Here is a 13,592-nt window from a genome sequence, read left to right on the forward strand (position 1 = left end):
AGGAGTCCACGAAAGGGAAAGCCCCCCGTCGATGCACAACCGTACATGGACGAGGGGCCGACAGCGGCGTCCGGCTCGCGGACGCTCACTGTGAAGGCGATCAGGAGTCGCGCTTCTCCTTGATCTTGCGACGGGCAGCCTTGCCGCGGAGTTCGCGGAGGTAGTAGAGCTTCGCACGACGGACGTCACCCTTGGTGACGATCTCGATGTGGTCGATGATCGGCGAGTGCACCGGGAACCAGCGCTCGACGCCGACCTGGAAGCTCACCTTGCGGACCTTGAAGGTCTCGCCGAGGCCGTGACCCTGGCGTCCGATGACGACGCCCTGGAACACCTGGACACGCGAGCGCGTGCCTTCGATGATGTTGACGTGCACCTTGATGGTGTCGCCGGGGCGGAAGTCCGGGACGTCGGTGCGCAGCGACGCTGCGTCGACGTGGTCGAGGAGCTGGCTCATGATTGGGTCACTCTCTGCGGACGCACACGGGTCGCCGCGGATCGAATTCGGTAAGTGAAGGTGCGTGCCCGGTGTCGGCGACTCCCCCGTGGCAGAGTCCAGCCAGGGCACGGCTACCCATCTTGCCACAGCAACCCACGTCCGCAAAACGCGCGAGGATGGTCCCATGATCGAACTCCGCACCCACGCCGAGCTGGACGGCCTGCGCGCCGCCGGTCGGTTCGTGGCCGACGTCCTCGACGAACTGCTCGACACCGTCGACGTCGGCGTGAACCTGCTCGACCTCGACCGGGTGGCCGCACGGATGATCGCTGACCGCGGCGCGGTGAGCTGCTACGTCGACTACCACCCCTCGTTCGGCAAGTCGCCGTTCGGCAAGAACCTCTGCACCTCGGTCAACGACGCTGCGCTGCACGGCCTGCCGTACGACCGTGTGCTCGTCGACGGCGACCTCGTGAGCCTCGACTTCGCCGCGAGCGTCGACGGCTGGGTCGCGGACTCCGCCGTCACGGTGCAGGTCGGCACCCCGCGCGAGGACGACCAGCGCCTGATCGACACCGTCGAGCGCGCGCTCGCCGCGGGCATCGCCCAGTTCCGCACGGGCAACAAGCTCGGCGACGTGTCGTACGCGATCGGTCGCGTCGCGAAGGACGCCGGCTACGACGTGAACCTGCAGTTCGGCGGGCACGGCGTCGGCAGGACGATGCACGGCGACCCGCACGTCCCGAACGACGGCCGGCCCGGGCGCGGTCTCAAGCTCCAGAAGGGGCTGGTCGTGGCGATCGAGCCGTGGCTCATGCAGGGCACCGCCGACCTGTTCCAGGACGACGACGGCTGGACGCTGAAGAGCGTCGACGGCTCGCGCGCCGCGCACGTCGAGCACACGGTCGCCGTGACCGACGCCGGTCCCGAGGTCCTCACCCTGCGTCGCGCCCAGCGCGCCGACGCGACTGCCTGAGGGTCCGCAGCCGGCGGCGCACCGAGCCCAGGCGGTCACGTCTTGGCCGGGAGGCGCGGTGCGGGCCGCTCCCGCGCCTCCCGTCTCGCAGTGCGCGGCCGGCGCCGAAGCTGCGAAAGCGACGGGTCACAGCCGTGCGGCACGGTCCGTGTCGCGAGAGCGACGGACGCCCGCAGCGCCAGCCGCGCCCTACGCGTCCGGCAGCAGATCCGGCCGGACGCGCCGCGTCCGCTCCATCTGCTGCTCGTGCCGCCACGCACCGACGCGGGCGTGGTGCCCACTGAGCAGCACGTCCGGCACGTCGAAGCCACGCCAGGACGCGGGCTTCGTGTACGAGGGGTACTCGAGCAGCCCGTCTTCGTGGGACTCCTCGACGAGGGACTCGGGGTTCCCGACGACTCCGGGCACGAGTCGCCCGACGGCCTCGATCATCGCCATCGCTGCGACCTCGCCGCCGTTCAGCACGTAGTCGCCCAGCGAGAGCTCGACGACCGTGGCGTGCGCCGCGGCCCACTCGAAGACCCGGGCGTCGATCCCCTCGTACCGCCCGCAGGCGAACACGAGGTGGTCCGACGTCGACGCGAGCGAGCGCGCGATCGACTGCGTGAACGGCGTGCCGGCGGGCGTCGGGACCACCAGGGTCGACGAGCCGTCGGGCCGGAACAGCGACTCGAGCGCGAGCGCCCACGGTTCGGGCTTCATGACCATGCCCGCTCCCCCGCCGTACGGGGTGTCGTCGACGGTGCGGTGCCGGTCGGTCGTCCACGAGCGGAGGTCGTGCACGTGCAGGTCGAGCAGGCCGCCGGAGCGGGCCTTGCCGAGCAGCGAGACGTCCAGCACGGAGAAGAACTCCGGGAAGATCGTGACGATGTCGATGCGCACGCGCGCTAGTCCGTCACGGTCTCGGGTCGGGACGTGTCCTCGGGGTCCTCGAACAGGCCCGTCGGCGGCGTCACGGTGACGGTGCCGGCGGCGATGTCCACCGCGGGCACGATCGCCGAGACGAACGGCACGAGGACCTCGCCCCGCGACGGGGTGTCGATGGCGAGGAGGTCCTGCGCCGGCAGATGGTCGACCCGCGCGACGGTACCGACCTCGACGCCGTCGCGGAGGACCGTCAGCCCGACGAGCTGGTGGTCGTACCAGGCGTCGTCCTCACCGGTCTCGGCGTCGGCGTCCTGCTCGACCCAGAGGATCGCCCGCGCGAGCGTCTCGGCTGCGGTGCGGTCCCCGATGCCCTCGAAGAAGGCGACCGGGTGGCCGTTGTACCAGCGGAGCTCGTCGAGTGCGATGGTCTTGCCGGCCCAGGGCGAGTCGTCCGGGACCTGGAGCGTGAACACTGCTCCGGGCGTGAACCGACGATCCGGGTCGTCGGTGTAGAGCTCGAGCTTGATGCCGCCCTTCAGCCCGTGCGCCTTCGTGATGCGACCCACCCGGAGCTGGGTCGTCTCCCTAGGAATCGGTGTCGACCACGTCGACACGCACCCGCTTGCCGTCGGCGAGAGCCGAGACGAGGGTGCGCAGCGCCTTTGCGGTCCGTCCGGCGCGACCGATCACGCGGCCGAGGTCCTCGGGGTGCACACGCACCTCGAGGACCTCGCCCCGCGCGGAGGTGGAACTGGCGACGCGCACGTCGTCAGGGTGATCGACGATCCCCTTGACGAGGTGCGTCAGCGCGGATTCGAGCAAGGAATTACGCCTCGGTCGTCTCTGCGGTCTCGTCGGCCGACTCGGCCGGAGCGGCGGCGGGGGCCGTCTTCTCCGACTTCGGCTTGAGGACGGCCTTCTTGGAGGAGTCCACGACGAACGCCTGCTTGGGCTCGGCGACCTTGACCTTGGACTCGGTGTCCTTCTCGCCCTTGAACTTGGCCCAGTCGCCGGTCAGCTTGAGGAGGGCCGCGACCTGCTCGGTCGGCTGCGCGCCGACGCCGAGCCAGTAGAGCGCACGCTCGGACTCGATCTTGATGACCGAGGGCTCCTCGGTCGGGTGGTACTGACCGATCTCCTCGATGACGCGACCGTCGCGCTTGGTGCGCGAGTCGGCGACGACGATGCGGTAGTACGGCGCCCGGATCTTACCGAGACGCTTGAGACGGATCTTGACAGCCACAAATGCTCCTGTTGCGTGTTGTTGTGGTTGAACCGGACCGCGGGCGTGGGGGCACACACGGTGGAAGCTCGATGAGACCGTGATCCGCTGGATAGAGGGTCGAGCGGACACGATTCGACCGTTCATTCTTGCAGGTTTCCGAGCGAGAAGCGAGTCGGGACGCGCCGTCAGGGTGCGAGTCGCCGAACCGCTTCGAGCGCTTCGGACGTGGCACGCACCGCGTCGACGCTCCGGGCGTCACGTGCGCCGCCCACAACGGCGTACGGAACACCGGCTGCCAGGAGGCGCGGCTCGAGTCCGTCGGACGGCCCTGCGCCCGCCTCGGCGCCCGTCCCGAGCGCCCGCTCCTGCCCGGCGCAGACCACCACGGTGTCCGCGGGGACGCCGCGTTCCTCGCCGTGCTCGTCGCGGATCCAGAGCACACCGGGCTCGATGCGGAGGTACTCCTGCACGCCGCCGACCAGGTGCACGCCGGCGTCCCGGAGCCGGCCGATCGCCACCCAGCGGGAGGTGATGCCGATGCCCTGCCCGAACTTGCCCGAGCGACGGAGGACGGTCACGTCGCCGCCGGGTCGGAGCGTGCGGGTCGCCACGGGGAGCCGCTGCGGCACGTCTCCCACGACGGTGTCGGCGACGTCGAGGTCCCAGCGGGCGCCGAACTCGGTCGCTCGCCGGGCCTCGTCGGGCGACTCGACGAGGAACGCCGCCGTGTCGACGCCGATCCCACCGCCGCCGATGATCGCGACGGTCCCGGCGGGGACGCCCTCGCGGAGCGCCCGCTCGTATGACCGGACGTGCGGCAGGTCGGCACCGGGGACGTCGATCGTCCGGGGCACGACACCGGGGGCGAGCACGACGGCCTCGCTCGCGGTGAGGTCGGCGGCCGTGGCGGCCCGACCGAGGTGGATCGTCGCGCCGCGGTCCTCGAGCTCGGCGCGGGCGGCGCGGACCGTCGCCGCGTAGTCCTCCTTGCCGGGCACCAGCGCGGCGAGGTCGAACTGTCCGCCCAGCCGGTCGGACGCCTCCCAGAGGGTCACGGTGTGGCCGCGACGAGCGGCGTCGACCGCGGCGGCGAGCCCGGCCGGGCCACCACCGACGACGTCGACGCGCTTCGGGTCGGTCGTCGGGCGAGCGGGGAAGGCGACCTCGCGGGCGGCGCGCGGGTTGACCAGGCACGACACGGGCTGGCCGACGATCGAGCGGTCGAGGCAGGCCTGGTTGCAGCCGATGCAGGTGTTGACGAGGTCGAAGGCGCCGGCGAGCGACCGGTTCACGATCGCGGGGTCGGCGAGGAACGGGCGCGCGAGGGCGACCGCGTCGAGGAGCCCGTCGGCCAGCACGGCCTCACCGTCGCGCAGGTCCGTCATCCGGTTCGACGCGATGACCTTCACGTCCGGGTACGCCGAAGCGCGGACGACGCCGGCGATGCGGGCGGCGTACGCGAGCCACGCGCCGTGCGGCACCGCGGCCTGCACGGTCGGCGTGCGGGACTCGTGCCAGCCGATGCCGACCGAGATCCCGTCGAGGCCGAGGGGCAGCAGCTCGTGCACGAGCGCGTCGACGTCGTCGTCGGTCGACGAGCCGGGCATCAGGTCGGCGCCGGAGAGCCGGATCGTCACGGCGAGGTCCGGTACCGCCCTGCGGACGGCGTCGACGACCGCCACCGTGAACCGACGACGCCGGACCGCGTCCCCGCCCCACTCGTCGTCGCGCAGGTTCGTCAGCGGCGACTGGAACTGGTTGATGAGGTAGCCCTCGGACGCCATGATCTCGACGCCGTCGAAGCCGATGTCCCGCGCGGACCGGGCGGCGTCGGCGAAGTCCTCGATGGTCTGCTCGATCTCGGCGGCGGTCAGCTCGACCGGCACCACGCCACGGGCAGCCGCCCACGGCAACGCGGACGGGGCCACCACACGCTGGGGTTCCCCGTGCCGGTCGACCATCCCCGACGCGAGCGCGTACCGCCCGGCGTGGAAGAGCTGCGCGAGGATCACCGAACCGGCGTCGTGCACGGCGTCGACCGCCGCACGGAACCGCTCGTCCGCTCCCCCGACGCCGAACACGGCGAAGTCCGGGCCACCACGGGCCTCGTCGCTCACCGCGATGCCGCCGGTGATGATGCACGCGGCACCGCCCGCGGCGCGCTCACGGTAGAACGCCGCCATGCCGGCCCCGCCGTCGTCGTGCACCTCGAGCCCGGTGTGCATCGACCCCATGACCACCCGGTTCGGCAGGGTCAGGGGGCCGAGCGTCCACGGCGAGGAGACGACGGCGAGGTCGGGCATGGCGACGGTGCTCATGCGCCTACTCTGCCGTGTCGACAGCCGAGTCGGCAGCAGCGTCGGCCGGCGGCAGGACCGCGTCGCGCAGCGGGGACGTCGTGTCCGCCCAGAACGGCGGGGCGATCACGGTCAGGCCGCCGTCGACCGACAGCACCTGGCCCGTGATGTAGCCGGCCTTGTCGGAGAGCAGGAAGTCCACCGCGTCGGCCATGTCGTCGGCGGTGCCTGGTCGCTGCAGGGGGAGCTTCTCGAACACGGTGTCGATCGGCGCCTGACCGGGCACCTTCGTGTAGAAGTACTCGAGCGAGTCGGTGTCGATGAGCCCGCCGTTGACCGCGTTCACGGTGATCTGACGGGGCCCGAACTCGACCGCCATGTACTTCATGTAGGACTCGCTCATGGCCTTCGCGGCACCGAGCGCGGCGTACGTCGGGAACGCGCGGAGCGACCCGTACGAGGTGACCACCACGATGCGGCCGCCCTTGTCCATGAGCTGCGCGGCACGCTGCGCACCGAGCACGAACGAGCGGGCGTTCGTGGCGTAGCTGCGGTCGAGGTGGTGCAGCTTGAGGTCCGCGACGGGCTTGAAGGCGCTCGCGGCGGCGTTCGCGACGAAGTAGTCCAGACGCCCGTACGTGTCGCGGACCAGGTCGAACAGCGCGTCGATCGACTCGGGCTGCTCGATGTCGACCTGCGCCGTGATCCCGTCGCCGCCGGCGGCCTTGACGTCGGCGAGCGACTCCTCGGCCAGGTCGGCGTTGCCCTTGTACGTCACGACGACGGTGACGCCGCGCTGGCCGAGCTTCTGCGCGAGCAGGCGGCCGATGCCGCGGGAAGCGCCCGTGATGAGGGCGATGGGAGCAGTGGTTGCAGCCAATGTGTTCCTTGCGTTGTCAGGGCCTGGAGGCGCGGTGCGGGCCCGCACCGCGCCTCCAGGCCATGGAGTGGTTGCGGGTCAGAACCCGGCCTGGCCGGTCACGACGGCGCGTCCGACGACCAGCTTCTGGATCTCGTTGGTGCCCTCCTCGAAGCGCTGCGCGCGCGCGTCACGGTAGACGCGCTCGATGGCGTTGCGCTTCCAGTAGCCCTGGCCGCCGTGCACCTGCAGTGCCTTGTCGGTGACGCGGGCGAGCATGTCGACGGCGACCATCTTCGAGGCGCTGGACAGCGTGCCTGCGTCCGGACGGCCCTCTTCGTAGGCGCGGGCCGCCTCGAGGACGAGGGCGCGCGCGGCGGCGATGTCGGCGTAGTTCTCCGCGACGTAGAACTGGATCGCCTGCCGGCTGGAGAGCTTCTTGCCGAACGTCTCGCGCTTGTTCGCGTACTCGACGGCGAGCTCGTTCGCACGCTCGGCGAGGCCGACGGCGCTCATCGCGACGGACACGCGGCTCGGCAGCAGGAAGCCGCCGAGTGCGACCTCGAGGCCCTGGCCCTCCTCGCCCAGGCGGGCGGAGGCCGGGATCGGGGTCTCGGTGAAGCGGAGGATCGCGTGGTCGGTGCCACGGATGCCCATGGTGTCGGAGTCGTCGATCACCTCGGCGCCGGGCAGGCCGGAGTTCGGCATGAGGAACGCGACGGTGCCGTCCTGGCCCGTGGTGCCCTCGAGGCGCGCGGCGATGAGCCAGTAGTCGGCCTTCACGCCGAACGTGATGAGGTGCTTCTCACCGTTCATCACGTAGGTGTCGCCCTCGCGGCGGACGGTCGTGCGGATGTCGGCACCCGTGCCCGCCGTCGCCTCGGTCAGCGTGAACGCGACGAGCTTGTCGCCGGCGACGCTCGGCTTCACGACCTCGTCGAGCTGCTCCGGCGTCGCGTACGGCTGCATGGCGCGCCAGGTGCCGTTGATGACGTGCACGAGCATGCGGATCGACGCGTGCGAGCGCGACACGATCTCCATGATCTCGAGGTAGCGCGAGAACGGGATGCCCCGTCCGCCGAGCTCGGCCGGGGCGGCGAGCGACAGCCACCCCTTGTCCTTGAGCTCCTGGAACAGCTCGGGCGCGACCTGTCCGGTGCGCTCGATCTCCTCCGCCCACTCCTCGCCGCGACCGCGGACCCACTCGGTCACCTCGGCCTTGAGCTCCTGGAAGGCGGCCTCGGTCTGCGGCTCCATGACCATCGTCATCTGTCAGTTCTCCTTCGTCGCGACGAGCGCGGCTGCCTGCTCGCGCAGGACGTTCTTCTGGACCTTGCCGACCGCGTTGCGCGGCAGCTCGGCGATGTACTCGAGACGCTCAGGCCAGTAGTACTTGCTCACGCCGGCCTTGTCGAGCGCGTGCTGCATCGCGGCGAAGTCGAGCTGCTCAGCTCCGGCCGCCGGCACGACGAACGCGCAGGCGCGCTCCCCGAGACGGGCGTCCGGCATCGCGACGATCGCCACGTCGGTGACGAGCGGGTGCTGGTAGAGCAGGTTCTCGATCTCGACGACCGGGATCTTCTCGCCACCGCGGTTGATGACGTCCTTGACGCGGCCGGTGATGGACAGGAAGCCCTTGGCGTCGACCTTCGCGAGGTCACCGGTCTTGTACCAGCCGTCCTCGGTGAAGACGTCGTCAGTGAGGTCCTGCCGGTCGAGGTACCCGTCGAACATCGTCGGCGAGTGCAGCTCGAAGTTGCCCTCGGTGTCCGCCGGCAGCTCGTGCCCCTCGTCGTCGACGATGCGGATCCGGATGCCGGGCAGCGCGCGACCGTCGTGGCCGTAGGCGTCCGCCGGGTCGTCGGTCGGGCTGGAGAGCGCCCCGAGGCAGGTCTCGCTCGTGCCGAACGCCCCGAGGATCGCGGTGCCGAGGACCGTCGCGGCACGCTGGGCCAGTGCGCGGGGCACCGCGGCGCCCGTCGGCACGAAGATCCGGAGGGACTCGGGCTGTCCGGCCCCGGCCTCGACGAGGTCGACGAGGTCGGTCAGGAACGGCGTCGCGCACTGCACGAACGTGGCCTTCGCGGCGCCGAACGCCTGCTCGAGCGCGACGGTGCCGTCCCACACGGGCTGGATGACCTGCGGTGCGCCGAGCCGGAAGGCCAGGAGCATGCCGTACAGGAACCCGGTCTGGTGGGCGAGCGGCGACGGGATGTAGATCCGGTCCTCGCTCGTCAGGCCGGACTGCGCGACGTGCATCGCGGTCGCCAGGCCGAGCGTGCGGTGCGGGTGTTGCACGCCCTTCGGCTCGCCGGTCGTGCCGGAGGTGAAGAGCAGCTGGCAGACGTCGTCCGGGCCGGGCGCGTGGGACAGGATCTGGTCGACGTCCACCTGGACAGAGTCGAGCGCGGTGTCGAAGTAGCGCCAGTTCCACTCGCTCGCGGCGACGCGGTCGGCGGCGTCGGCGGGCAGCGGCGGCTGGTTCGTCGGGCTGTCCGCCTGCCCGCGCGCCTCGGAGCGGAGCACGACCACGTGCTCGACCGACAGGCGGCGCTTCTGGGCCTTCGCCTCGTCGATGACCTCGAGCAGTTCGAGCGCCGGGCGACGCTTCCGGAAGACGTTCGGCAGGAAGACCACGCGGGCGCGGGACCGGGCCAGCGTCATCGTGGTCTCGCGGGGACCGAACACGGGCATGATCGGCGTCGCGACGGCACCGATCTGGATCGCACCGAGGGTGATCGAGACGAACTCGCGCCAGTTCGGCAGCTGCATCGCCACGGACTCGCCGGTGCGGACACCGAGCTCGAGGAGCAGGGCGGAGACCTTGTCGGCCTCGTCCTGCAGCTCGCGCCACGTCGTGTTCACCGGCTCGGGGCCGCCGACCTCGATCACGGCGAGGCCGTCCGGGTCCTGCTGGGACAGTGCGCGGACCTTCTCGCTGAGGACGAGCGGGTCGGCGTCGACGCCGGCGAGCTCGGGCAGCGCGCTCGTCACCGTCTCCTGCTCCTCCCCCAGGTCCGTGCTCTCCGCAGCGGCCTCGGCGGCGTCGATCCGGTCGTCGCGGGCGATCTGCGCCTCGGCGCCGTCGCCGACCTCCATGTCGAGGCCGACCGAGTTCATCGCCTCGAGGAAGGTCGGGTACGAGATCCGGTAGGCGCGCGGGTAGGTGAGGGCGGAGACGCCGTCGGCCTTCGACGCGGCGACGGCCAGCGACATGAGCACGCGGTGGTCGTTGAACGAGGACATCGGCGACCCGTGGAGGTCACCCGGACGGACACCGGTGACGCGCAGCTCGTCGGCGCCCTGCTCGGCGCGGCCGCCCAGTCGGTTGAGCTGGAGCATCGCCGCGACGCGGTCGGACTCCTTCAACCGGATGTGCGCGACGTTCCAGAGCCGGGTCGTGCCCTCGGCGAAGGTCGCCATCGTGGACAGGATCGGCAGCAGGTCCGGGATCGGCTGGCAGTCGATGTCGAGGGGGCGCAGTGGGGAGCCGTCGTGCTCGATGCGCACGAAGCCGGTCTCCTCGTCGATCCGCATCGGGACGCCCATCGCCGTGGCGAGGTCGAGGAACTCGCTCTCCGGGTGGTCGGTCTCGGCGGTGGTGAACGCCGTCATGCCGCGGAGCAGCACGTTCGACTCGCGGATGCCGGCCGCGGCGATGCCGAACGCCGCCGAGCCGATGTCCGGCGGGATCACGTAGTCGTGCGGGGTGGCCTGCTGGTTCGCCGGGATCCGGTACTCGAGCCAGTCGTCGGACACCTCGACCGTGAGGCCGAACTGGCGCATCATACGCACGGTCAGCTCGACGTACGGCTGCTCGTTGAGCCGTCCGCCGGTGATGTGGATCCGGGTCTCCTCCTCCGCGAAGGGCGCGACGAGGAGCAGGCCGGAGATCCACTGCGACAGGGTGCCGGCGATCTGGACGTCGCCGCCGCGCGGACGCTTCGGCTGCACGGTGACCGGCGGGCAGTCGTTCGTGGCCTCGAGCTCGATGCCCATCTGGGTGAGCGAGGTGAGCAGGGCCTTGATCGGGCGGCGCTGGAAGTACTTCATGCCCGAGAGGGTCATCGGCTTGTCCGCCAGCGACGCGAGCCCCGTCATGAAGTAGAGCGTGGTGCCCGAGGAGCCCATGTTGAGGAGCCCGTCGGCGCCCCGGGAGCCGTGGTCGACGACGTCGGTGGCCTCGTACCGACCGCCGAGGCCGGTGACGTGGTACTCGTTCCCGCGACGCTTGACGTCGACGCCGAGGGCACGGAGCGTGCCCACGGTCCACTCGACCTGCCGGGTCGCACTGATGCCGGAGACGATGCTCGTCCCCTTCGCCAGCGACGCGAGCACCAGCGCGCGGTGCGCGTGGTACTTCGAGACCGGGATGTCGAGTTCTCCGACGAGCGGTGCGTTCGTCCCGCGCACGACCAGCTGCATGCCTACCTCTTCCCTGTTGAGCGTTACTACGGTACGCCCGGTGTGGATCGTCTGTGAATCGGATCCGCACGACCGGGAGTGCGGTTCCTTGTGCGTGTCCGACAAGGAGCCGGGCAGGATGTACAGCATGGACATCCGTTTCACCGAGTCCCGCCCGTCGACCATCGGCGTCGAGTGGGAGCTCCCCCTGGTCGACCGGGACACCGGCGACCTGACCCCGCGTGCCCCCGCCGTCATCCAGGCGGTGCAGCAGCGGCTCGGTGATCACGACCGGGTGACCGAGGAGCTTCTGACGAACACGGTCGAGGTCGTCACCGGCGTCCACTCGCGGGTGAGCGGTGCCACGAGCGAGCTGTCCGGCATCATCGGCGAGGTCGTCGACGCCGCCGAACCGCTCGACGCGCAGGTCATGTGCGCCGGCACCCACCCCTTCGCCGTGTGGGACCAGCAGGAGATCACGCCGGACAGCGAGCACTACACGACCCTCATCGACCGCACCCGGTGGTGGGGCCGTCAGATGCTCATCTGGGGCGTGCATGTCCACGTCGGCATCGACGACCGCGACAAGGCGCTGCCGATCCTCGGCGCGATGCTCGCGTACGTCCCGCACCTGCAGGCCTTCACCGCCTCGAGCCCGTTCTGGGCGGGGACCGACACCGGGTACGCCTCGAACCGCGCCCTGATGTTCCAGCAGCTGCCGACCGGTGGCCTGCCGCCGGCACTCGGCGCGTGGGCGAACTTCGAGGAGGTCGTCGACGACCTCACCCGCACCGGCGTCATCGAGGGCGTCAAGGACCTCCGCTGGGACATCCGCCCGTCGCCCGGCTGGGGCACCCTCGAGAACCGCGTCTCCGACGGCATCTCGACCCTGCACGAGGTCGGGGCCGTGACCGCGCTCGTCCAGTGCCTCGTCACCGAGATGTCCGACCGGCTCGACGCCGGCGAGACCCTGCCGACCATGCAGCCCTGGTTCGTCCGCGAGAACAAGTGGCGCGCGGCCCGGTACGGCATGGAGGCCGAGATCATCACGAACGCGGCCGGCGACGAGCGGCTCGTGACCGACGAGGTGCACGACCTCGTGCAGCGGCTCGACCCGGTGGCGGACCGTCTCGGGTGCCAGCAGGAGCTGCACCACCTCGACACGATGATCGCGGACGGTGCCTCCTACCAGCGGCAGTTGCAGGTCGCGCAGGAGAACGGCGGGGACCTCCGCGCCGTCGTCCGGCACCTGGTCACCGAGCTGCGCGACTCGCTCTGACCGTCACCGTCCGACGAACGGGAGGCGCGGTGCCGGCCGGCACTGCGCCTCCCGTCCTGGGGGACGTGCGGGAGTCCGCGCGACCGCTACAGTTCCCCTGTGACAGGGGGGAACGCGGAACGCGGAGCAGGGCCGACCGTCCAGCGCGCGGCCGCGCTGATCGACGCGGGACGGCCCGCCGACGCCCTCGCCGACCTCGCCGTCGTCGAACGGGACCAGGGCGCTTCGGTCGCCGGGCACCGCGTCCGGGCGCTGGCCCTCCTGGCGCTCGACCGTCCGGACGAGGCCCAGGACGAGGCCCGACGCGCGGTCGGCCTCGCCCCCACCGACTCCGTCGCACTCCGGATCCTCTCGACGACCCTGATCCGCTCGGGTGACCAGACCGGAGCCGTCGCCGCCGCGCGCCGATCCGTCGAGGCCGATCCCGGGTCGTGGCTCGCACACCTCGCGGTGGCCGACGCCCTCTGGCTCGACGAGCGTCGTCGACCCGAGGCGCTCCGTGCGAGCTACGAGACCGTGCGGCTGGCGCCGCTCGAACCGATGGCGCACCGCCGACACGGCGACCTCCTGCTCGCGGCAGGACGGCAGCGCGACGCCCAGGCCGCCTACCGACGCGGCCTCGAGCTCGCCCCGGAGGACCGCGGCGCACGGCACAACTTCGCGGTGTCGCGACTCCGGCGGGGTCACGACGGCGAGTCCGCGCTCGCGTTCGCCGGGATCCTCGCGACGGACCCCACGAACGCGCTCGCCCGACGGAACCTCGTCGTCGGGGTCCTCAACCCGCCCGCGCGCATCCGGTTCGGACTCGGTGCCGGCGCCCTGATGACCGGCTTCCAGTACCTGGTCTCCCTCGACGCGCCGTCGGACACCGGCCGCTGGTACACGACGCTCCCGCCGGTGATCGGACTCGCGCTCGTGGTGGTCGTCGTGCTCCGGTTCGCCGCCGAGACCCGGCCCCGGACGGGGTTCCTCGTGCGCGCGGCGCGACGGGCGGTCCCCGGGTGGACGACGACCGTCGGCGTGCTCGGGGCCGCGACGGCCGTCTCGGTCGTGGGGCTCTTCCTCCCGCCGGTCGCGGCCGTGGTGGCACAGGGACTCGTGTTCGTCGGGGTGGTCGTCGCCTCGGTGCGCATCCGGAGCACGATGCGCGCGTTCCCGAAGACCACGCCCGTGCGGCAGGAGGTCGACGAGGGCCGGACCGACCACGGCGACGACGGCTGGGGGAACCCGTGGTGAACGACGACGG

Annotated in this window: 12 protein-coding genes; 3 read left to right on the forward strand and 9 right to left on the reverse strand. The window is 71.4% G+C overall.

The genetic code is table 11. The features are described 5' to 3' along the window. Positions 1-100: 100 nt before the first annotated feature. On the reverse strand, positions 101-457 hold the full coding sequence (gene rplS, locus QE359_RS15350; protein ID WP_022905818.1) for a 50S ribosomal protein L19: 357 nt from the start codon (positions 455-457) through the stop codon (positions 101-103). A 166-nt stretch (positions 458-623) separates the two neighbouring features. On the opposite strand from rplS, the gene map reads away from it, so the two are divergent. Further along, on the forward strand, positions 624-1,415 hold the full coding sequence (map, locus tag QE359_RS15355; RefSeq protein ID WP_309779840.1) for a type I methionyl aminopeptidase: 792 nt from the start codon (positions 624-626) through the stop codon (positions 1,413-1,415). A gap of 189 nt (positions 1,416-1,604) precedes the next feature. Here the strand turns inward: map and trmD are convergent, their stop codons facing one another. The 8 genes from trmD to aroA all read right to left on the reverse strand — a co-directional run bounded on the left by trmD (position 1,605) and on the right by aroA (position 11,088). Next, positions 1,605-2,297 carry a tRNA (guanosine(37)-N1)-methyltransferase TrmD gene (trmD, locus tag QE359_RS15360; protein WP_309779841.1) on the reverse strand — a complete coding sequence of 231 codons (693 nt, stop codon included), beginning with the start codon at positions 2,295-2,297 and terminating at the stop codon, positions 1,605-1,607. Positions 2,298-2,302: 5 nt separating this feature from the next. After that, positions 2,303-2,848, reverse strand: coding sequence for a ribosome maturation factor RimM (gene rimM, locus QE359_RS15365; RefSeq protein WP_022905821.1), 546 nt, complete (start codon positions 2,846-2,848; stop codon positions 2,303-2,305). A gap of 19 nt (positions 2,849-2,867) precedes the next feature. Then, positions 2,868-3,104 carry an RNA-binding protein gene (locus QE359_RS15370; RefSeq protein WP_022902329.1) on the reverse strand — a complete coding sequence of 79 codons (237 nt, stop codon included), beginning with the start codon at positions 3,102-3,104 and terminating at the stop codon, positions 2,868-2,870. A 4-nt stretch (positions 3,105-3,108) separates the two neighbouring features. After that, positions 3,109-3,525, reverse strand: a complete 417-nt coding sequence (gene rpsP, locus QE359_RS15375; RefSeq protein WP_070416404.1) for a 30S ribosomal protein S16 — start codon at positions 3,523-3,525, stop codon at positions 3,109-3,111. A gap of 167 nt (positions 3,526-3,692) precedes the next feature. Beyond that, the gene (locus tag QE359_RS15380; protein WP_309779842.1) at positions 3,693-5,825 is read right to left on the reverse strand and encodes an FAD-dependent oxidoreductase; all 2,133 of its coding nucleotides are present in this window, start codon (positions 5,823-5,825) and stop codon (positions 3,693-3,695) included. A 4-nt stretch (positions 5,826-5,829) separates the two neighbouring features. Then, positions 5,830-6,684 carry an SDR family oxidoreductase gene (locus tag QE359_RS15385; protein WP_309779843.1) on the reverse strand — a complete coding sequence of 285 codons (855 nt, stop codon included), beginning with the start codon at positions 6,682-6,684 and terminating at the stop codon, positions 5,830-5,832. Positions 6,685-6,762: 78 nt separating this feature from the next. Next, on the reverse strand, positions 6,763-7,932 hold the full coding sequence (locus tag QE359_RS15390) for an acyl-CoA dehydrogenase family protein (protein ID WP_071302165.1): 1,170 nt from the start codon (positions 7,930-7,932) through the stop codon (positions 6,763-6,765). A gap of 3 nt (positions 7,933-7,935) precedes the next feature. Continuing rightward, on the reverse strand, positions 7,936-11,088 hold the full coding sequence (gene aroA, locus QE359_RS15395) for a 3-phosphoshikimate 1-carboxyvinyltransferase (protein WP_309779844.1): 3,153 nt from the start codon (positions 11,086-11,088) through the stop codon (positions 7,936-7,938). Between the two features lie 118 nt (positions 11,089-11,206). On the opposite strand from aroA, the gene QE359_RS15400 reads away from it, so the two are divergent. After that, on the forward strand, positions 11,207-12,346 hold the full coding sequence (locus tag QE359_RS15400) for a glutamate--cysteine ligase (protein WP_217637395.1): 1,140 nt from the start codon (positions 11,207-11,209) through the stop codon (positions 12,344-12,346). A gap of 99 nt (positions 12,347-12,445) precedes the next feature. Next, on the forward strand, positions 12,446-13,582 hold the full coding sequence (locus QE359_RS15405; RefSeq protein WP_309779845.1) for a tetratricopeptide repeat protein: 1,137 nt from the start codon (positions 12,446-12,448) through the stop codon (positions 13,580-13,582). Positions 13,583-13,592 lie beyond the last annotated feature (10 nt).

This window comes from Curtobacterium sp. SORGH_AS_0776, from assembly GCF_031453355.1.
GTDB lineage: Bacteria > Actinomycetota > Actinomycetes > Actinomycetales > Microbacteriaceae > Curtobacterium.

Coding starts and splice junctions, on each gene's coding strand:
- rplS (WP_022905818.1), bottom strand. CDS start 457: ATGAGCCAGCTCCTCGACCACGTCGACGCAGCGTCGCTGCGCACCGAC.
- map (WP_309779840.1), top strand. CDS start 624: ATGATCGAACTCCGCACCCACGCCGAGCTGGACGGCCTGCGCGCCGCC.
- QE359_RS15380 (WP_309779842.1), bottom strand. CDS start 5,825: ATGAGCACCGTCGCCATGCCCGACCTCGCCGTCGTCTCCTCGCCGTGG.
- QE359_RS15390 (WP_071302165.1), bottom strand. CDS start 7,932: ATGACGATGGTCATGGAGCCGCAGACCGAGGCCGCCTTCCAGGAGCTC.
- aroA (WP_309779844.1), bottom strand. CDS start 11,088: ATGCAGCTGGTCGTGCGCGGGACGAACGCACCGCTCGTCGGAGAACTC.
- QE359_RS15400 (WP_217637395.1), top strand. CDS start 11,207: ATGTACAGCATGGACATCCGTTTCACCGAGTCCCGCCCGTCGACCATC.